This is a genomic window from Pseudomonas sp. ABC1 (genome assembly GCF_013395055.1).
In the GTDB taxonomy this organism is placed as follows: domain Bacteria; phylum Pseudomonadota; class Gammaproteobacteria; order Pseudomonadales; family Pseudomonadaceae; genus Stutzerimonas.
The window spans coordinates 1,585,080-1,605,000 of record NZ_CP058349.1 but is presented as its reverse complement, the minus strand read 5'-3'; the positions used below and the strand labels follow the sequence as shown (position 1 = coordinate 1,605,000).

The window sequence follows — 19,921 nt, the reverse complement described above, 5'->3', positions numbered from 1 at the left end:
CCGAAGCTACGGGTTCAACGTAAGTTGAGCGGTAGAGGAGCGTTCTGTAAGCCTGTGAAGGTGAGTTGAGAAGCTTGCTGGAGGTATCAGAAGTGCGAATGCTGACATGAGTAACGACAATGCGAGTGAAAAACTCGCACGCCGAAAGACCAAGGGTTCCTGCGCAACGTTAATCGACGCAGGGTGAGTCGGTCCCTAAGGCGAGGCTGAAGAGCGTAGTCGATGGGAAACGGGTTAATATTCCCGTACTTCTGGTTACTGCGATGGGGGGACGGAGAAGGTTAGGCCAGCTTGGCGTTGGTTGTCCAAGTTTAAGGTGGTAGGCAGGTTTCTTAGGTAAATCCGGGAAATCAATGCCGAGAACTGATGACGAGCTTTCTTTTAGAAAGTGAAGTGGTTGATACCATGCTTCCAGGAAAAGCCTCTAAGCTTCAGGTAATCAGGAACCGTACCCCAAACCGACACAGGTGGTTGGGTAGAGAATACCAAGGCGCTTGAGAGAACTCGGGTGAAGGAACTAGGCAAAATGGCACCGTAACTTCGGGAGAAGGTGCGCCGGTGAGGGTGAAGTATTTACTACGTAAGCCTTTGCTGGTCGAAGATACCAGGCCGCTGCGACTGTTTATTAAAAACACAGCACTCTGCAAACACGAAAGTGGACGTATAGGGTGTGACGCCTGCCCGGTGCCGGAAGGTTAATTGATGGGGTTAGCGCAAGCGAAGCTCTTGATCGAAGCCCCGGTAAACGGCGGCCGTAACTATAACGGTCCTAAGGTAGCGAAATTCCTTGTCGGGTAAGTTCCGACCTGCACGAATGGCGTAACGATGGCGGCGCTGTCTCCACCCGAGACTCAGTGAAATTGAAATCGCTGTGAAGATGCAGTGTATCCGCGGCTAGACGGAAAGACCCCGTGAACCTTTACTATAGCTTTGCACTGGACTTTGAGTTTACTTGTGTAGGATAGGTGGGAGGCTTTGAAGCGTGGACGCCAGTTCGCGTGGAGCCAACCTTGAAATACCACCCTGGTAACCTTGAGGTTCTAACTCTGGTCCGTTATCCGGATCGAGGACAGTGTATGGTGGGTAGTTTGACTGGGGCGGTCTCCTCCTAAAGAGTAACGGAGGAGTACGAAGGTGCGCTCAGACCGGTCGGAAATCGGTCGTAGAGTATAAAGGCAAAAGCGCGCTTGACTGCGAGACAGACACGTCGAGCAGGTACGAAAGTAGGTCTTAGTGATCCGGTGGTTCTGTATGGAAGGGCCATCGCTCAACGGATAAAAGGTACTCCGGGGATAACAGGCTGATACCGCCCAAGAGTTCATATCGACGGCGGTGTTTGGCACCTCGATGTCGGCTCATCACATCCTGGGGCTGAAGCCGGTCCCAAGGGTATGGCTGTTCGCCATTTAAAGTGGTACGCGAGCTGGGTTTAGAACGTCGTGAGACAGTTCGGTCCCTATCTGCCGTGGACGTTTGAGATTTGAGAGGGGCTGCTCCTAGTACGAGAGGACCGGAGTGGACGAACCTCTGGTGTTCCGGTTGTCACGCCAGTGGCATTGCCGGGTAGCTATGTTCGGGAGAGATAACCGCTGAAAGCATCTAAGCGGGAAACTTGCCTCAAGATGAGATCTCACTGGAGCCTTGAGCTCCCTGAAGGGCCGTCGAAGACTACGACGTTGATAGGCTGGGTGTGTAAGCGTTGTGAGGCGTTGAGCTAACCAGTACTAATTGCCCGTGAGGCTTGACCATATAACACCCAAACAATCTGCTGCACAGCAGAGGGTGTCGAAGGTAAAGTCGACAAACCGAAAGTTTGCAAGAGCACTACAAAGCATTACCATAGACATCACATACCCAATTCGCTGTAGCGGCTAAACCCCGAGACAGCAACCGAATTGCTTGACGACCATAGAGCGTTGGAACCACCTGATCCCATCCCGAACTCAGTAGTGAAACGACGCATCGCCGATGGTAGTGTGGAGTTTCTCCATGTGAGAGTAGGTCATCGTCAAGCTTCTAATCAAACCCCCCGGTCCTAATGGATCGGGGGGTTTGTCTTTGCGATGAGGAAAACAGTCCTGAGACAGATGTTTGCCGCCTCATGCATTCATCGACTGAGTTCGTCGGTGTGTGCTGCAAGCTGGAAGTCCTTGAGGTGCAGTCCCCTGGACTCATGACTCCACCATCTCACGGTGACCTTGCCCCATTCGAGTAGAAGGGCTGGATGGTGGTTGGCGGCCTCTGCCATCTCACCTATGGCGTTTACGAACTCCAGCGCTTGTGCAAAGTCCTTGAAGCTGTAGGTTTTCTCCAGTTGCTTGATGCCATTCTGGACGCTGATATTCCAGCCTGGTATTTCCTCGATCAGACCTGCCAGTGCCTCGTCGGCCACTCTTGATTCCGCCTGGGGGGATGTCTGGATTGGCGAGTCTTGAGGAGACTTTCGGTCGCTCATTTCTTTTCCTCCTTGCATAGGGCTGTTGCAGTCTTGGTTCAAGCGCCCTTGCGCAGGTAGTTAGGGGGCCAGCCAGTGCTCAAGTTCCAGGCCGTTGTTGCCGATACCATTGGTTGGTTTCGGAGCTTTGACATGACGTTGCCCATATCGACTTCCACTACAGCTACAACTCGTCCAACCGCCCGTTCGGCTTCGGTGTCCGAGACATCGACCGCTCAGGCCGAGGTTGTGCAGGAGAAGGAGCGTACGCCTTCCATCGGCGAGGTTCTCAATCAGCGTTTGAGCACCCTGCGCAAGGCTTCCAGTGGTCTCTTGAACAAGTTGAACGCTGCTGATGAGTCCCGCAAGGCGGCAGCCAGGCAACGGATCGAGCAGATGAAGGAGCGTATCAAGATGCTCAAGCTGCTGGCCGCTTCCGGGTTGGCTAGCAAAGGGGCGTTAAGGGAAATACGCCTGTTGGCACAAGAGCTCGGCCAGGCTGCACAAGTGCTCAAAGGCGGTTCATCAACTTCGTCCATCGCCACCAGTTCGAGTGATACAGAGGGCGCTCTGAGTGATGAGGGTGATGAGGTCGGATCATCGAGCGTCGATGCTGATCTGGAGGGTGATGCACTTGCCAATGATGTCGAGGTACCCGAATCCACATCTGAGTCGAGCGATGACAGTGAGGACGCTAGGACCGAGGAAAATGCGGCGGCGGAGAGCGCCGATGATGCCAAGTCGCAAGTACAGGCAGAGTCGGCCCAGCGCGAGGCTAGATCCCTTGGCGCCTATCTGAATAACCAGGACAACACGGATGCGCGCCAGCGTCGTCAGGATGCCGAGTTGATCAAGGATGTGCTTGGCAAGCTGAAATCGTTGCTCGAATTGGTCAAGAAGAATCTGGAACAGGGAGACACCGAGTCACGCAAGGAGCTGCAGCAAATCAATAAATTGATGAGTGAGACTGCAGACATCGCCGCCGATATGGGCGGCGGAATCCTGGGTGGACTGTCCATCGGCGGGATGGTTTCCATCAGTGTCTGATGCCTGATTGGCGCTACCTTTGTCATGTCGCTACAGGCAAGATGGGGTGTCGAATATTCAGGAGCGAATTGATGAGTCACGAAACCAGTGGCGAATTCACCGTTGTCAGCAGTGCCGAAGAGGCCGTCGATCTGTTGGGGCAGTTGCACCAGCAGGCCACCCAGGCCTTGAGTCAGGCGCTCAAGCGTTACCTCAAGGAGCGTGTCGCGCCTGATGCGTCCCTACACCGTCTCTTCCGCTATCCCGAGTTGCGCCTGACCTACCAGTGCGCCGGGGCGATTCCGGTTTCTACCCGTGCCTATGCCAAGGTGCAGGTGCCTGGTGTATACCGTGTCACGGTCACTCACCCGGTGGCTTTTCGGCGTTATCTGCTGGACCAGCTCGTTCCTCTGATGCGCGATTTCAGTGTACGGGTCGAGGTCGGGGTCAGTGATCGTTTCATTCCTTACCCCTATGTCGTCGAGCAGGGCGATGAGTTGGCGGGCAGTGGTGTAACGGCGGCAGAGCTGTCCCGGGTGTTTCCCAGCACGGACTTGTCCGCTGCCTGCGACGACATTGCCGATGGCCTTCACGACTGGGAGGGTGACGAGCCCTTCCCGCTGGCTCTTTTCGACGCGGCGCGCGTGGATTTCTCGCTGCGTCGCCTGGTGCATTACACCGGCAGTGACTGGCGCCATGTGCAGCCCTGGATCCTGTTGACCAACTACCATCGTTACGTCGACCAGTTCATTCGCCACGGGCTCGACCAGTTGCGTGAGGATGGACGCTTCGTGCGGATGGTCCTGCCCGGTAATACGGTCATCGAGCGCGGTATGGATGAGGGTGAGGCGCAGGCGATCGTCGCCGGTGTCGTCTGGCACCGTTACCAGATGCCGGCCTATCACCTGATTGCTGAAGATGGTCATGGCATCACGCTGGTGAACATCGGCGTCGGTCCGTCCAATGCCAAGAACATCACCGATCACCTGGCTGTCCTGCGCCCGCATTGCTGGCTGATGATCGGTCACTGCGGTGGCCTGCGCCAATCACAGACCATTGGCGACTATGTGCTGGCCCACGCGTACATGCGCCGTGACGGCATCCTCGACCGCGTATTGCCGCCGAATATCCCGCTGCCGGCCCTGGCCGAAGTGCAGCAAGCCTTGCAGGAAGCCGCTGCCCAGGTCACCGGCGAAAAAGGCGATGCGCTGAAGAAGCGTCTGCGGACTGGTACCGTGCTGACCTACGATGACCGCAACTGGGAGTTGCGCTGGGCTCAGGAGCGGCCGCTGATCAACCTGGCCAGGGCGGTAGCGGTCGACATGGAGAGCGGCACCATCGCCGCCCAGGGTTATCGCCTGCGTGTGCCTTATGGCACCTTGCTGTGCGTGTCCGACAAGCCCCTGCACAGCGAGATCAAACTGCCAGGTTCTGCCAATGCGTTCTATGAGCGCGCGGTCAGCCAGCATTTGAAGATCGGCATTTGTGCCCTCGACCTGCTGCGCAACCAACTCGATTCGCTGCACTCGCGCAAGCTGCGCAGTTTCGACGAGCCGCCTTTCCGCTGATACGCGCAGGTTCAGTCCAGAACCTGCACCATGTAGACAGCGGGTATGCCATAGCTGTCCAGGTTGGCTTGCTGCTGCACAGGCAGCGGCCCGTGGGGACGGTAGCCCTGGCGTGACCAGAAGCCCTGGGAATCCTGCACGGATACCAGGGCGGAATGGCCCAGTCGCGGGCGGGCCAACTTCAATGCATGGCTGACCAGGGATGGTCCGACGCCTTGTCCTGCCATGCGTGGCAGCACGGCGAGATCGTGCAGGTAGAGACAGTCTGCATCCTCTGCATGGCACAGCTCACCATCGAGGGGAGTGACCTTGCCAAGCCTGGAGCGGTAGCTGAACAGGTAGGCGCAGACACCCTGCATATCCTCTGCGACCCAGCAGGTATCGCTTACACTGGCCTGCCGTGACTGCATCACGGCTTCGCTTTCCAGGACCTCGGCGCTGTAGCAGGCCTGCTGGATGAGCATGACGGCGGGAATGTCCTGGGCGTGCATTTCGCGGAATCTGAGCATGAGTGATTCGCTCGGCTGGAAAGCATGCAATGTTACAGGCTCGTGTGGATGAAAGCCTTGTTACAGAGGGGATTCGGCCTGACGGATGCGGCTTTTTGGCGCATAATGCCGCAGTCTGTCGTGTTGTCAGGATGCTCTTCGGATATGTGTCGTTCGGTACGCCGCCGTGTGTACCGCATTTTCGTCTTTCCGGGACTTTTTCGTATTCACGCTCCGCTTTCATGGTTGATCCGTGCGCAATGCCGGTCTGTATCCGCGGGGTGTGAGCTGACTGCACGCGTGGTCCATACAAGAGAGCGAAAATGCAAAGACACTCCCATCACACATTGAGAATACGTTTTCGCGAGCTGCTGAATTCCGGTGCTTGCTATCACACGGCCTCGGTTTTCGATCCCATGTCGGCCCGTATTTCCGCCGACCTCGGTTTCGAGGTGGGTATTCTCGGGGGCTCGGTGGCTTCCCTGCAGGTTCTGGCAGCGCCGGACTTCGCCTTGATCACCCTGAGCGAGTTCGTCGAGCAGGCCACGCGCATCGGGCGAGTGGCGCAGTTGCCGGTGATCGCCGATGCCGATCACGGTTATGGCAATGCCCTGAACGTGATGCGTACCGTGACCGAACTGGAGCGTGCCGGGATTTCCGCGCTGACCATCGAAGACACGGTGCTGCCTGCCAAATTCGGGCGTAAGTCCACCGACCTGATCGGCATCTTCGAAGGTGTCGGCAAGGTGCGTGCCGCGCTGGAGGCGCGTGTCGATCCGGAGCTCTGCATCATTGCCCGCACCAACGCCGGCGTGATTGGTATCGAAGAGGTGATCGCGCGCGCCCAGGCCTACGAGTCGGCCGGTGCCGACGCGATCTGCCTGGTGGGTATCGAGGATTTCGAGCAACTGGAAAAGGTCTCCGAGCAGATCAACGTGCCGTTGATGCTGGTGACCTACGGCAACCCGAAACTTCGCGACAATGCCCGCCTGGCCAGCCTCGGCGTGCGCATCGTGGTGAACGGTCATGCCGCCTATTTCGCCGCGATCAAGGCGACCTACGACTGCCTGCGCGAGCAGCGCGAGGTGCAGGCCTGCGACCTGAACGCCTCTCAGCTTTCGGTGAAGTATTCCACGGCGGACGAGTACATGGTCTGGGCCGAGGAGTACATGCAGGTCAAGGAATAGGGCTTGCAAAAAGCGCGGGGCGCGTCCATATCTCCATGATCGCCAATCGTTGCGCTGGAGGTGTGGCATGGCCACCGGCTGGGCCCATGACGGGGCCGTACAGGAACAGATCGACAGCACCATCGAGGATGCGGTGCAGCGCGCCCGCAACCAGTTGCCTCAGGGCGAAAGCCTGGAGCATTGCGAAGAGTGCGGAGCGCCGATTCCTCCGGCACGGCGCAAGGCCGTACCGGGAGTGCGCCTGTGCATCGGTTGCCAGGCGGAACATGATCGCGAGCAGATGAACTTCAGCGGCTATAACCGGCGCGGCAGCAAGGACAGCCAGTTGCGCTGAGGCTCAGATGGCGACCAACCCGCGAACGCCCTCGGCTTCCATGGCGCTGCCTGCGCCACGCTGGATGATTTCTCCTCGGCTCATCACCAGGTACTGGTCAGCCAGTTCGGCGGCGAAATCGTAGAACTGCTCCACCAGCAGGATCGCCATGTCGCCACGGGCGGCGAGTTTTTTGATCACCACGCCGATCTCCTTGATCACCGAGGGCTGGATGCCTTCTGTGGGTTCGTCGAGGATCAGCAGCCGTGGCTGGCTGGCCAGGGCCCGTCCTATCGCAAGCTGTTGCTGTTGGCCGCCGGAAAGGTCGCCACCCCGGCGATGCTTCATTTCGCGCAATACCGGGAACAGTTCGTAGATGAACTCGGGTACGGCCTTGGCGTCTTTGGCGCTGAAGCGGGCAAGCCCCATCAGCAGGTTTTCCTCGACCGTCAGGCGGGCAAAGATTTCGCGCCCCTGCGGTACGTAGGCGACACCGGCGTGTACGCGCTGATGCGGTTTGCAGGTGGTGATGGCCTTGCCTTCCCACTGCACATTACCGTCCGAGGCCGGGACCAGGCCCATCAGGCACTTGAGCAGGGTGGTCTTGCCGACGCCGTTGCGTCCGAGCAGGCAGGTGACTTCGCCGACCTTCGCGTCGAACGACAGACCACGGAGGATGTGGCTGCCGCCGTAGTACTGGTGGAGCTGTTGGACTTGCAGCATAGAAATGTCCTTAACCATTGTTCGGTGCGCAGGCGCGCCTCATGTGTGTTCCCCTCTCCCGTTTGCAGGAGGGGGAGAGGGCTTTCAGCGCCCCAGGTACACCTCGATCACCCGCTCGTCGTTCTGCACCTTCTCCAGCGAGCCTTCGGCCAGCACGCTGCCCTGGTGCAGTACGGTGACGTGGTCGGCGATGGCACCGACGAAGTCCATGTCGTGCTCGACCACCATCAACGAGTGCTTGCGCGCCAGGGACTTGAACAGCTCGGCGGTGAACTCGGTCTCGGCATCGGTCATGCCCGCCACCGGCTCATCGAGTAGCAGCAATTGCGGTTGTTGCACCAACAGCATGCCGATCTCCAGGAACTGCTTCTGCCCGTGGGACAGCAATCCGGCCTGGCGCTGCCGCTGGTCGTGCAGGCGGATGGTGTGCAGCACCTCGTCGATACCGTCACGTTGTTCGCCGGAAAGGCGCGCGCGCAGGCTGGCCCATACCGATCGGTCGGCTTTCTGTGCCAACTCCAGGTTCTCGAATACCGACAGCGCCTCGAACACCGTCGGTTTCTGGAACTTGCGACCAATCCCGGCCTGGGCGATCTGCGCCTCACTCATGCGCGAGAGGTCCAGGGTATCGCCGAAGAACGCGCTGCCACTGGTGGGGCGGGTCTTGCCGGTGATCACGTCCATCATGGTGGTCTTGCCGGCCCCGTTCGGGCCGATGATACAGCGCAGTTCACCGACACCGATGTAGAGCGTCAGGTCGGTGAGGGCCTTGAAGCCGTCGAAGCTGACGTTGATGTCTTCCAGGCTGAGGATGGTACCGTGGCGAGCATCCAGGCCCTGGCCCGCGACGTGCCCGAGGCCGATGGCTTCACGGCCACTGCCGGCCAGGTGCGAAGTGTCTCGTGTGTGGACGTTCATGGCTTGTTCCTCTTGTGCAACAGGCCGACCAGGCCCTTGGGCAGGTACAGGGTGACGATGATGAACAGCGCGCCGAGAGCGAACAGCCAGTATTCCGGGAAGGCCACGGTGAACCAGCTCTTCATGCCGTTGACCAGGCCGGCGCCGAGCAGCGGCCCGATCAGCGTGCCGCGTCCGCCGAGGGCGACCCATACCGCGGCTTCGATGGATTGCGTGGGCGCCATCTCGCTCGGGTTGATGATGCCGACCTGTGGTACGTAGAGCGCACCGGCCAGGCCGCACAGCACCGCGCTCAGCACCCAGATGAACAGCTTGTAGCCACGCGGGTCGTAGCCGCAGAACATCAGGCGGTTCTCGGCATCGCGTACTGCCGTGAGGATGCGCCCGAACTTGCTGCGCGCCAGGACGAAGCCCAGGGCCAGGCTGCCCGCCAACAAGGCGACGGTGGCGATGAACAGCGCGGCGCGTGTACCAGGCGCGGTGATGGCGAAGCCGAGGATGCTGCGAAAATCGGTGAAGCCATTGTTGCCGCCGAAGCCGGTCTCGTTGCGGAAGAACAGCAGCATGCCGGCGAAGGTCAGCGCCTGGGTCATGATCGAGAAATACACCCCCTTGATCCGCGAGCGAAAGGCGAAGAAGCCGAACACCAGCGCCAGCAGGCCCGGCACCAGCACTACCAGGCACAGCGCCCAGAGGAAGTTGCTGGTGCCGTACCAGTACCAGGGCAGTTCGTTCCAGGCCAGGAAGCTCATGAATGCGGGCAGGCCATCGCCGGCGCTCTGGCGCATCAGGTACATGCCCATGGCATAGCCGCCGAGGGCGAAGAACAGGCCGTGGCCCAGCGACAGCAGCCCGGCGTAGCCCCAGACCAGGTCGAGGGCCAGGGCGACGATGCAGTAGCAGAGGATCTTGCCCACCAGCGTCAGGCTGTAGGCCGAAACGTGCAGGGTGTGTTCCGCCGGCAGCAGGTGCAGCAGCGGCATGGCGAGCAGGATGGCCGAGACCAGCGCGGCGATTGCCAGGGTCAGCCTGGGGCCGGCTTTCTGTGCCAGCGTCAGCGTGAGGGGCTGGTTCATGGGCGATTCTCTCCAGCGCCTGTGCGCGTGTGACGGTTTGTCTGTTCGAGGTGGTGGGGCGTCAGGGCGAGTTTCATCAGTCGATCACCCTCCCTTTCAAGGCGAACAGCCCCTGCGGGCGCTTCTGGATGAACAGGATGATCAGCCCCAGGATCAGGATCTTGCCCAGTACGGCGCCGATCTGCGGTTCGAGGATCTTGTTGGTGATGCCCAGGCCGAAGGCCGCCAGCACGCTACCGGCCAGTTGGCCGACGCCACCGAGTACCACCACCAGGAAGGAGTCGATGATGTAGCCCTGGCCGAGGTCCGGGCCGACGTTGCCGATCTGGCTCAGGGCCACGCCGCCGAGGCCGGCGATACCCGAGCCGAGGCCGAAGGCGAGCATGTCCACGCGCCCGGTGGGCACGCCGCAGCAGGCGGCCATGTTGCGGTTCTGCGTCACCGCGCGCACGTTCAGGCCGAGGCGGGTCTTGTTCAGCAGCAGCCAGGTCAGCAGTACCACAGCCAGCGCGAAGACGATGATGACGATGCGGTTGTACGGCAGCACCAGGTTGGGCAGCACCTGCAGGCCACCTGATAGCCAGGCCGGGTTGGCCACTTCGACGTTCTGCGCGCCGAACAGCACACGCACCGCCTGGATCAGGATCAGGCTGATGCCCCAGGTCGCCAGCAGGGTTTCCAGCGGGCGGCCATACAGGTGGCGGATCACCGTGCGTTCCAGTGCCATGCCGATGGTGGCGCTGACGCAGAAGGCCACCGGCAGGGCGGCCAGCGGATAGAAGTCGAGGAACTCCGGCGCCAGGCGCTGGAACGCCAGTTGCACCAGGTAGGTGGAGTAGGCGCCGAGCATCAGCATCTCGCCGTGGGCCATGTTGATCACCCCGAGCAGGCCGAAGGTGATCGCCAGGCCAAGGGCCGCCAGCAGCAACACCGAACCCAGGCTCATGCCGCTGAAGGCCTGGCCGAGTAGTTCGCCGACCAGCAGCTTGCGCTTGACCTGGGCCAGGCTGGTTTCCGCCGCGGTGCGCACGGCCGGGTCGCTTTCCGCGTCGGCTTGCAGCAGGGCCTCCAGGCGGCTGCGCGCCTGGGGTTCGCCGGTTTCGCCGAGCAGGCGCACGGCCGCCAGACGCACGGCTGGGTCGGTGTGGGTCAGTTGCAGGTTGGCCAGCGCCAGGGCGAGGGCGTCGCGGACGGCCTCGTCGCTTTCCTCGGCATGCAGGGCGCCGAGACGTTCCAGCTGTGCGGGCTGGGCAGAGCGTTGCAACTGGCGGGCGGCGGCCAGTCGCTCGACGGCATCGGCGCTGAGCAACTGGTGACTGGCCAGGGCGGTGGCGAGCAGGCCGCGCAGGCGGTTGTTCAGGCGCAGCTTGCGGGGTGTGCCGTTGGCTTGTGCATCGCCGTCGGCTGCGTGCCAGGCGCCGTCCCGTTCGATGAAGGCGCGCTTGTCGGCATCGCTGCCAACACGGCCCTGTTGCAGGGCCTGCAGCAAGGGCTGGCGCTGGGCATCGGGGGCGGCGCTCCAGTCCTGCAGCAGCTTGGCCTGTTTGCCAGCGTTGGCGGCGACGAAGTCGTCGGCTTCGCCAGCGGTCGCGGCCAGGGGCAGCAACAGCAGCAGGCTCAGGAAAATTCGGGTAAGGGCAGTGGGCATGGCGTGATCCTTGGGGCTACTTTTTGCCCTCTCCCCCAGCCCCTCTCCCGCGAGCGGGAGAGGGGAGCAATGCCGCGCGATTGAAATTACGGCACGGGAGGGGTGGGGAGAGGGGCTTTGCCTCAGTTCGACTTCACCGGGGTATCGGCTTTCTTGTCGTTGCCTTCGATGTACGGGCTCCACGGCTGGGCGCGGATCGGGCTGTCGGTTTCCCAGACCACCGAGAACTGCCCGTCGTCCTGGATTTCGCCGATCATCACTGGCTTGTGCAGGTGATGGTTCTTCTCGTCCATCTTCAGGGTGAAGCCGCTCGGCGCAGCGAATTCCTGGCCAGCCATGGCCGCACGGACCTTGTCGACGTCAGTGGTGCCGGCCTTCTCGACCGCCTGGGCCCACATATGCAGGCCGACGTAGGTGGCTTCCATCGGGTCGTTGGTCACCACGTTGGCGGCGTTGGGCAGGCTCTTGGCCTTGGCGTAGGCCTTCCACTTGGCGACGAAGGCCTCGTTGACCGGGTTTTCCACCGACTGGAAGTAGTTCCAGGCCGCCAGGTGCCCGACCAGTGGTTTGGTGTCGATGCCGCGCAGTTCTTCCTCGCCCACCGAGAAGGCCACCACCGGCACTTCGGTGGCTTCCAGGCCCTGGTTGGCCAGTTCCTTGTAGAACGGCACGTTGGAGTCGCCGTTGACCGTGGAGACCACGGCGGTCTTGCCGCCCGCGGCGAATTTCTTGATGTTGGCGACGATGGTCTGGTAATCGCTGTGGCCGAACGGCGTGTAGACCTCTTCGATGTCCTTGTCGGCGATGCCTTTGCTGTGCAGGAAGGCGCGCAGGATCTTGTTGGTGGTGCGCGGGTAGACGTAGTCGGTGCCGAGCAGGAAGAAGCGCTTGGCGCTGCCGCCGTCCTCGCTGAGCAGGTATTCCACCGCCGGGATCGCCTGCTGGTTCGGCGCGGCGCCGGTGTAGAAGACGTTCGGCGACATTTCCTCGCCTTCGTACTGCACCGGGTAGAACAGCAGGCCGTTGAGTTCCTCGTAGACCGGCAGTACGGATTTGCGCGACACGCTGGTCCAGCAGCCGAAGGTCACGGCGACCTTGTCCTGGGTCAGCAACTGCCGACCGCGTTCGGCGAACAGCGGCCAGTTGGACGCGGGGTCGACTACCACCGGTTCCAGTTGCTTGCCGAGTACGCCGCCCTTGGCGTTGATCTCGTCGATGGTCATCAGCGCCATGTCCTTCAACGAGGTCTCGGAGATGGCCATGGTGCCGGACAGCGAGTGCAGGATGCCGACCTTGATGGTCTCGGCGGCCTGCAGGGTCCAGGTCATGCCCATCGCGGCGATGGAGGCGGAGAGGGTGAAGGCCTTGATCAGACTGCGTCTTTGCATGGTGATAGCTCCTGTTGTGAATCCGTTGCGAGGTGCTGCCGTTGCTCCGCCAGTGCCTGTTGCCGGGCACTGTGCAGGCGGTGCAGGGTGATGCTGCGCACCTCGGCCTTGCTGGTTTCGATGTGGTCCTTGAGCAGCTGCTGGGCGTCCTGGCAACGGCGCTCCAGCAGTGTGCGGAGGATCTGTCCGTGTTCTTCGTAGGTGGCGGTTACCCGTGCGCCCTGGGTGAAGTCGAGGCGGCGGATGATGCGGATCTTCTCGCTGATCTCGCGGTGGATACGGGCCATCTCGTGGTTGCCGGCAAGCTCCAGCAATTGGCAGTGGAAGTCTTCGTCGAGCTGCTGCACGGTGCGTTCTTCGGTCTGCCGTTGGCTGGCGTCCACCAGCCAGGTGGCGCAGAGCGGGCCGAGACGCTCGGCCAGGGACTCGGACGGCAGCAGGCACAGGCGCTGGAGCGCTTCCAGTTCCAGGGTGATGCGCACCTCGTACAGCTCCTCGAAGTGCTCGAAGTCGAACGGCCGTACCTGCCAGCCGCTGCGAAAGTGCACTTGCAGGTAGCCTTCGCGGGCCAGGCGGTCCAACGCCTGGCGCACCGGTGTGCGGCTGACGGCCATGCGCTGGGCGATCTCGCCTTCGGAAAAGCGGTCGCCCGGCAGCAGGCGGAAGTGGCCGATGTCATCCTTGATGCTGGCGTAGATGCGTGCGGCCAGGCTTTGCGGCCGCTGCGGCGCTGGATGGGTGCCTGCCAGTTGCATGTCAGGCCGCCTCCAGCGGGGTCAGCAGCAGCAAGGTGTCGCCAGGGGTGACGGCCTTGCCGGGCTGGCAGCGCACGGCCTTGACCGTGCCGCTCACCGGCGCCTTCACCGACAGCTCCATCTTCATCGCCTCGACCACCAGCAGCGGGGTGCCGGCCTCGACGAACTGGCCCGGCTCCACCAGCACCTTCCACACACTGCCGCACATCTCGGCACTGACCAGGTGCCCGTCGAGGTCTTCTTCCTCTCCCGTGGCGGCCTGTTGCAGTGGCTCGACGTGGACGTCGTATTCATGCCAGCGTTCCACCTCGCTGGCGAAGGCCTGTTGCTGGCGCTGCTGGAAGCTGTCGATGCTTTCGGCCTGCTCGGCGAGGAAGCGGCGGTATTCGGCGAAGTCGAACTCGCCTGCTTCGATGCGGACCTGTGCCCGGCCCTCGCGGAAGGCTTCGCGCTGGCGGGTCAGTTCCTCCTCGCTGACCGGGTAGAAACGCACCTGGTCGAAGAAGTGCAGCAACCAGGGCTGGCCATCGGCGAACTGCTCGTTCTTGCAGTGCTTGTTCCAGATCGGCAGGGTGCGCCCGACCAACTGGTAGCCGCCGGGCGAGTCCATGCCGTAGATGCACATGTACATGCCGCCGATGCCCACGGTGCCCTCGGCGGTGAAGGTGCGCGCCGGGCTGTACTTGGAACTGAGCAGGCGGTGGCGCGGGTCCAGCGGCACGGCGCAGGGCGCGTCGAGGTAGACATCGCCGAGGCCGAGGATCATGTAGCTGGCATCGAACAGGATGTCGCGCACCTGCTCTCGGCTGTCCAGGCCGTTGGCGCGCTGGATGAAGTCGACGTTGTTCGGCAGCCAGGGCGCCTGGGCGCGCACGGTCTCGCTGTAGCGCTGCACGGCGCCGAGGGTGGCGCTGTCCTCGAAGGCCATGGGCAGGTGGACGATGCGGGTCGGGATCTTGATTCGCTCGACATCCGGCAGGTTTCGCTCCAGCTCCAGCAGGTGGGCCAGCAGGGCCTGCTGGTGGAGTACACGGCTGTCGTAGCGCAGTTGCAGCGAGCGCACGCCGGGCGCCAGTTCCTCCAGGCCGGTCAGCGGTTCGGCCTTGAGCGCTTCCATCAGCAGGTGCACGCGCAGGCGCAGGGCGAGGTCCAGCACGTTGTCGCCGTATTCCAGCAACAGGTAGGCGTCACCGGCCTGGCGATAGGTGGCGTGGGGGCGGCCCTCTTCGGCCGGCAGCTCTGCGAGGATGGTTGCGGAGGCGGTCTGCTGCGGCGCCAGGGACGGTGCCGGCAGAGTGACGGCGGAGATCGCCGCCAGTGCTTCGATGCTGCCCAGTTGTGCCTGCTCCAGGCTGCGCGCCTGCTGGTAGCTGATCGGGTGGAAGCGCAGCTTGTCGCCGGGGCGGACCTGGCCGACTTTCCACAGTTCGGCCTTGGCGATGGTCACCGGGCAGACGAAGCCGCCCAGGCTCGGGCCGTCCTTGGTCAGGATCACCGGGAAGTCGCCGGTGAAGTTGATCGCGCCGATGGCGTATTCGCAGTCATGTACGTTGGACGGGTGCAGCCCGGCCTCACCGCCATCGGCGCGGGCCCAGCTCGGTTTGGGGCCGGACAGGCGTACGCCAAGTCGGTTGGAGTTGTAGTGCACCTCCCATTCGGCGGCGAAAAAGGCCTCGATCGCCTCCGGGGTGAAAAAGTCGGGTGCACCGTGCGGGCCGTACAGCACGCCGATGTCCCAGGTGTTGCCGTAGTGCGGGACCAGGCTGGCATCCAGCGGCTGCGGTGGGCTGACCGGTGCCGGCGTGGTGCAGGCTGGCAGGTGCGGTTGCGAGATCGCCAGCATGTCGGACGGGCGCAGGGTGCGGCCCGCATGGCCGCCGAACTGGCCGAGGGCGAAGGTGGAGCGGCTGCCGAGGTAGACCGGCACATCCAGGCCGTTGCGTATCGCCAGGTAGCCGCGGCAGCCGCTGCGGGCGTGTCCCAGCTTCAGGGTCTGGCCGGCCTTGACGCTGATCGGCGCCCAGTAGGGAACGGCCTGGCCGTCCAGTTCGGCCGGGCAATCGGCGCCGGTCAGGGCGATCAGGCTGTCGCAGTGGAAGCGCAGGGTCGGGCCTTGCAGGGTGTACTCCAGGCCGGCGGCGCTGGCATGGTTGCCGACGATGCGATTGGCCAGGCGAAAGGCGAAGTCGTCCATCGGTCCGGACGGTGGCACGCCGATGTCCCAGTAGCCCAGGCGGCCGGGGAAGTCCTGCACGCTGGTGTAGGTGCCTGGCTCCAGCACTTCGAGGGTGCTGGGGCAGAAGGCGAAGTCATCGAGCAGGCGGGTCCAGACGCGTGCCTGCTGGAACGCCTCGCTGGCGACGACCTGGCGCAGGTAGTCGAGGTTGCTGGAAATGCCATGCAGGCGCGTGGCGGCCAGCGCTTCGCTCAGTCGCGCGATGGCCTGGCGACGGTCGGCGCCCTTGACGATCAGCTTGGCCAGCATCGGGTCATAGAAGGCCGAGACTTCGCTACCGCTGCTGACCCAGCCATCGACCCGCACGTCTTGCGGAAAGTACACCTCGCTGAGTACGCCAGGGCTGGGCTGGAAGTTTTTCAGCGGGTCTTCGGCATAGATGCGCACCTCGATGGCAGCACCTTCGGGCGTCCGCTCCAGGGCCGGCCAGTCCAGCGCGTCGCCGGCGGCCACACGCAGCATGCATTCGATCAGGTCGAGGCCGGTGACCATTTCGGTGACCGGGTGCTCCACCTGCAAGCGGGTGTTCACTTCGAGGAAGTAGAAGGCGTCACGGCGGCTGTCGTAGATGAACTCCACGGTCCCGGCGCTGCGATAGGCCACCGAGCGACCCAGCTCGACCGCTGCCGCGTGCAGTTTCTCCCGCGTGGCCTGGGGCAGGTTAGGGGCCGGGGTCTCTTCCACGACTTTCTGGTTGCGCCGTTGCAGCGAGCAGTCGCGCTCACCCAGTGCCGCCACACGGCCCTGGCCGTCACCGAATATCTGTACCTCGATATGCCGGGCCTGGTCGATGAAGCATTCGAGGAACACCCCGGCATCGCTGAAGAACTGCTCGCCCATGCGCCTGACGCTGTCGAAGGCGGCTTGCAGGCCGGCGGCATCGTCGCAGCGGGTCAGGCCGATACCGCCACCACCGGCGGTGGTCTTGAGCATCACCGGATAGCCGATGGCCTCGGCGGCCTGCAGGGCCTGTTCGGCACTGTCCAGCAGGCCGGTGCCGGGCGCCATCGGTACGCCGGCCGCGCCGGCCAGTTCACGGGCTCGGTGCTTGAGGCCGAATTCGCGGATCTGTCCGGGTGTCGGGCCGATGAAGGCGATGCCAGCGGCCTCGCAGGCTTCGGCGAATTCGGCACTCTCGGAGAGAAAGCCATAGCCGGGGTAGATCGCCTGGGCGCCGCTTTCCCGGGCGGCGGCAAGGATCTTGTCGACGCTCAGGTAACTGTCGGCGGCTTTCTCTCCGCCCAGGGCGATGGCGATATCGGCCTCATGGACATGCGGTGCGTTGCGATCCGGTTCCGAGTAGACCGCAACGCTGCGGACACTCAGGCGCTTGAGGGTGCGGATGGTGCGGACGGCGATCTCGCCACGGTTTGCGATCAGTACGGTGTTGAACATGTGTTGCGGCCTCCTGGCTGGCGCTGTTCTTGTTCCCTCTCCCGCGTGCAGGCGAGGGGAGCTGATTACGCTTTGGTGCTGGCGATAAAGGCGCGCCAGCCGCCGAAGCTGGTGATGTCGCGAGCGTCGGCCAGGGCCCAGGGTTCGCAGATGAAACCCTTCACGCTGCGGCCATCGGCCAGGGTCAGGTTGCCGATGCCGAGCGGCGCGGGAATTTCCGCGACGAACTCACCGAAGCGCGCCAGGGGGATGTCCCACAGCTCGACGATGATCGAGCTGCCGTCCTCGTCGCGGGCCAGCCCCGGCTTGGGTGGCACCGTGCCGGCCAGGGCATAGAGGCGATAATCCGGCGCGGTCAGCGTCTGCTCGACCAGCACCGCCGCGCGGCTGGTGAGCTGGAAGTTGAGGGGCATGCCGGTCAGGTGGGCGCCGACCACGGCGACCCGCACGCTGCCGTGCGCAGGGGTGTTCAGGGTGTTCTGTGGTTCAGGCAGGTGGCGTCCGGTGGCGCCGAGGGGGAGGCGGGTATGTGCCTGCCAGCGTTTGCCGAAGGCACTCAGCGCCTGGTCGTGCCAGGCCGGTGCGATCAGCGTGATCCCGGCGGGCAAGCCGTCCGCGCGCAGGGCTGCGGGCAGAGCCAGAGCGGCGAGGTCGGCGAGGTTGGTGAAGTTGGTGTAGGTGCCGAACTGGCTATTGAAGCGCACCGGCTCCTCGGCCATTTCTGCGCGGGTATGGATGGTTGGGCTGGTGGGCACCACCAGGGCATCGAAACCCGCCAGCAGGTCGTTGATCTGGCGGCTCAGCTCGGCGCGCCGGTATTCGGCGCGGTAGGCGTCGCAGGCGTCGTAGGCATGGCCATTCGCGACAATGCCGCGTACCACCGGCTCGATCTGTTCGGCGTCGACACCCTCTAGCGCAACGGTGCGTTCCGCGACCCAGGCGCCCTGGTAGAGCTGTTCGGCCAGCAGGCGGAACGGGGTGAAGTCGATGGGTTGCAGGTGCACGCCGAGCGCAGTCAATCGCTCCAGGGCCTGCTCATGGGCGGCCTGTGCCTGCTGGTCGCCGAAGAACTCCAGCGTGTCCGGTACGGCGAAGCGCGGTGCGCTGCCCATGCCGACCGGGGCTGTGCATGGATTCTTGCGGGAATAAGGATCGGCGGCGTCGTAGCCACCGGCCAGGCTGGCCACCAGGGCGGCATCCTCCACGCTCAGGGCGAAGACCGAGATGCAGTCCAGGGTGCGGCAGGCGGGCACCAGTCCGCTGGTGGAAAGCCAGCCCTTGCTCGGCTTCAGCCCGACGATGTTGTTGAAGCCCGCCGGCACCCGTCCCGATCCGGCGGTATCGGTGCCGAGGGAGAAGGGCACCAGGCCGCGCGCGACCACGCTGGCCGAACCTGAGCTGGAGCCGCCGCTGACATAGTCCGGGTCGAAACTGTTGGGCACCTCGCCATACGGCGAGCGCGTGCCGACCAGGCCGGTGGCGAACTGGTCCAGGTTGGTCTTGCCGATCAGGACCGCGCCGGCCTTGCGCAGGCGAGCGAGGACGTGGGCATCCTGTTCGGCGATATGGCTGAACGCCGGGCAGGCGGCCGTGGTGGGCCAGTCCGCCGCATCGATATTGTCCTTGATGGCGAAGGGCACGCCATACAGTGGAAGCTTGTCGAGATCGCCGCCGGCTTCGGCCAGCAGGCTGTCCAGGTGCTGTAGCTGTGCCTGCAACTGTTCTTCGCCAGCCAGGCTGATCCAGGCACAGTCATTGTGGTCGATACCGGCCAGCAGGCGGCCGATCAGGTCGGCGGGGCGTTGGCCATCGAGGTAGGCGAGCTTCCAGTCGGTCAGGGTGAGTGCGTGGGACATGCTCTGAAATTCCATCTTGTATCCAAGTTGTGGAATCTCTTTAGCAGTGAGCGTGCCAATTTTTATCTATTTGATTTTAATGGATTTTCTGTTTTCTACATGAAATGAGATGCATGGATTGCACTGTGCTGGCGCATCGTTGCGCCGCGCTGGGGCAGGGCGGGCGAAGGCGGGGCGTGCTGTATGCTATGCCCTGTCCCATGCCCTGGAAGCACCGCCCCATGTCCCGCCCCCGTCGCCCTTCCGATCCCCGCCCCACTGCTCGCGGTGACGAGCGTTCCAGGCGTGTAGCCAGGCCTGCGCCTGCCCAGACGCGGCTGCTGGTGCTGAACAAGCCCTTCGATGTGCTGACCCAGTTCACCGACGAACAGGGACGGGTCACGCTCAAGGATTTCATCGCGCTGCCTGGTATGTACCCTGCGGGGCGACTGGACCGGGACAGTGAGGGCCTGCTGTTGCTGACCAACGATGGCCGCTTGCAGGCACGCATCGCCGACCCTCGGCACAAACTGCCCAAGACGTATTGGGTCCAGGTCGAAGGGGAGATCAGCGAGGCGCAATTGCAGCAGTTGCGCGAGGGCGTCGAACTCAACGATGGCCCGACGCTACCGGCGCAGGCGCGCCGCCTGGACGAGCCGGAACTCTGGCCGCGTCATCCGCCGGTGCGTTTTCGCAAGAGCATTCCCACCGCCTGGCTGGAACTGGTGATTCGCGAGGGGCGTAACCGCCAGGTCCGGCGCATGACGGCGGCGGTCGGCCTGCCGACGTTGCGGCTAGTGCGGGTGCGGATTGGCAATGCCAGCCTGGAGGCGCTGGCGCCGGGTGAGTGGCGGGAAATTTCGCCTGATTCGCTCTAGGGTCGTTGACGTTTCGACGCAAGCCGCGTTCTCGCTCCGAAACGACAGTACGT

At 63.1% G+C, this 19,921-nt stretch carries 15 protein-coding genes and 2 rRNA genes (1 of these 17 running past the window's edge); 7 read left to right on the top strand and 10 right to left on the bottom strand.

The features are described 5' to 3' along the window. Both HW090_RS07055 and rrf read left to right on the top strand, forming a co-directional pair. Positions 1-1,749: ribosomal RNA gene (locus tag HW090_RS07055) — 23S ribosomal RNA — on the top strand (it extends 1,142 nt beyond the left edge of the window). A 149-nt stretch (positions 1,750-1,898) separates the two neighbouring features. Next, positions 1,899-2,014, top strand: a 5S ribosomal RNA gene (gene rrf / locus HW090_RS07050). A 93-nt stretch (positions 2,015-2,107) separates the two neighbouring features. Here rrf and HW090_RS07045 read toward each other — a convergent pair. Then, complete coding sequence (locus HW090_RS07045; protein ID WP_179112846.1) at positions 2,108-2,455, bottom strand: 4a-hydroxytetrahydrobiopterin dehydratase; 348 nt, start codon at positions 2,453-2,455, stop codon at positions 2,108-2,110. Between the two features lie 75 nt (positions 2,456-2,530). Here HW090_RS07045 and HW090_RS07040 point away from each other — a divergent pair, with 75 nt between their 5' ends. Together HW090_RS07040 and amn are read left to right on the top strand one after the other, a co-directional pair. Beyond that, the gene (locus HW090_RS07040) at positions 2,531-3,481 is read left to right on the top strand and encodes a hypothetical protein (RefSeq protein ID WP_179112845.1); all 951 of its coding nucleotides are present in this window, start codon (positions 2,531-2,533) and stop codon (positions 3,479-3,481) included. 71 nt (positions 3,482-3,552) lie between these two features. After that, the gene (gene amn, locus HW090_RS07035; RefSeq protein ID WP_179112844.1) at positions 3,553-5,028 is read left to right on the top strand and encodes an AMP nucleosidase; all 1,476 of its coding nucleotides are present in this window, start codon (positions 3,553-3,555) and stop codon (positions 5,026-5,028) included. 11 nt (positions 5,029-5,039) lie between these two features. On the opposite strand, the gene HW090_RS07030 is transcribed toward amn, so the two are convergent. Then, positions 5,040-5,519 carry a GNAT family N-acetyltransferase gene (locus HW090_RS07030; RefSeq protein WP_179114851.1) on the bottom strand — a complete coding sequence of 160 codons (480 nt, stop codon included), beginning with the start codon at positions 5,517-5,519 and terminating at the stop codon, positions 5,040-5,042. A 320-nt stretch (positions 5,520-5,839) separates the two neighbouring features. Between HW090_RS07030 and HW090_RS07025 the strand changes: the two genes are divergently transcribed. Beyond that, a complete protein-coding gene (locus HW090_RS07025; protein ID WP_179112843.1) occupies positions 5,840-6,703 on the top strand; it encodes an oxaloacetate decarboxylase in 864 nt (287 codons plus the stop codon). Positions 6,704-6,770: 67 nt separating this feature from the next. Further along, positions 6,771-7,037, top strand: coding sequence for a DksA/TraR family C4-type zinc finger protein (locus HW090_RS07020; RefSeq protein WP_179112842.1), 267 nt, complete (start codon positions 6,771-6,773; stop codon positions 7,035-7,037). Between the two features lie 3 nt (positions 7,038-7,040). On the opposite strand, the gene urtE is transcribed toward HW090_RS07020, so the two are convergent. The 8 genes from urtE to atzF form a co-directional block, all read right to left on the bottom strand. Continuing rightward, on the bottom strand, positions 7,041-7,739 hold the full coding sequence (gene urtE / locus HW090_RS07015; RefSeq protein ID WP_179112841.1) for an urea ABC transporter ATP-binding subunit UrtE: 699 nt from the start codon (positions 7,737-7,739) through the stop codon (positions 7,041-7,043). Between the two features lie 84 nt (positions 7,740-7,823). Beyond that, positions 7,824-8,657: an urea ABC transporter ATP-binding protein UrtD gene (urtD, locus tag HW090_RS07010; protein WP_179112840.1), complete on the bottom strand. Its 834-nt coding sequence runs from the start codon at positions 8,655-8,657 to the stop codon at positions 7,824-7,826. Further along, on the bottom strand, positions 8,654-9,733 hold the full coding sequence (gene urtC / locus HW090_RS07005) for an urea ABC transporter permease subunit UrtC (RefSeq protein ID WP_179112839.1): 1,080 nt from the start codon (positions 9,731-9,733) through the stop codon (positions 8,654-8,656). The genes urtD and urtC overlap by 4 nt, the downstream gene beginning before the upstream one ends. A gap of 76 nt (positions 9,734-9,809) precedes the next feature. Beyond that, positions 9,810-11,381: an urea ABC transporter permease subunit UrtB gene (gene urtB, locus HW090_RS07000; RefSeq protein ID WP_179112838.1), complete on the bottom strand. Its 1,572-nt coding sequence runs from the start codon at positions 11,379-11,381 to the stop codon at positions 9,810-9,812. A gap of 122 nt (positions 11,382-11,503) precedes the next feature. Next, complete coding sequence (gene urtA, locus HW090_RS06995) at positions 11,504-12,769, bottom strand: urea ABC transporter substrate-binding protein (protein WP_179112837.1); 1,266 nt, start codon at positions 12,767-12,769, stop codon at positions 11,504-11,506. Beyond that, positions 12,751-13,524, bottom strand: coding sequence for a GntR family transcriptional regulator (locus tag HW090_RS06990; RefSeq protein ID WP_179112836.1), 774 nt, complete (start codon positions 13,522-13,524; stop codon positions 12,751-12,753). Before HW090_RS06990 ends, urtA begins: the two co-directional genes overlap by 19 nt. A gap of 1 nt (position 13,525) precedes the next feature. Continuing rightward, entirely contained in the window at positions 13,526-17,155 is a 3,630-nt protein-coding gene (gene uca / locus HW090_RS06985) for an urea carboxylase (protein WP_179112835.1), read from the bottom strand. A 65-nt stretch (positions 17,156-17,220) separates the two neighbouring features. Further along, a complete protein-coding gene (atzF, locus tag HW090_RS06980) occupies positions 17,221-19,011 on the bottom strand; it encodes an allophanate hydrolase (protein WP_179112834.1) in 1,791 nt (596 codons plus the stop codon). 221 nt (positions 19,012-19,232) lie between these two features. Here atzF and HW090_RS06975 point away from each other — a divergent pair, with 221 nt between their 5' ends. After that, a complete protein-coding gene (locus HW090_RS06975) occupies positions 19,233-19,868 on the top strand; it encodes a pseudouridine synthase (protein WP_179112833.1) in 636 nt (211 codons plus the stop codon). The last annotated feature ends 53 nt before the right edge of the window (positions 19,869-19,921 follow it).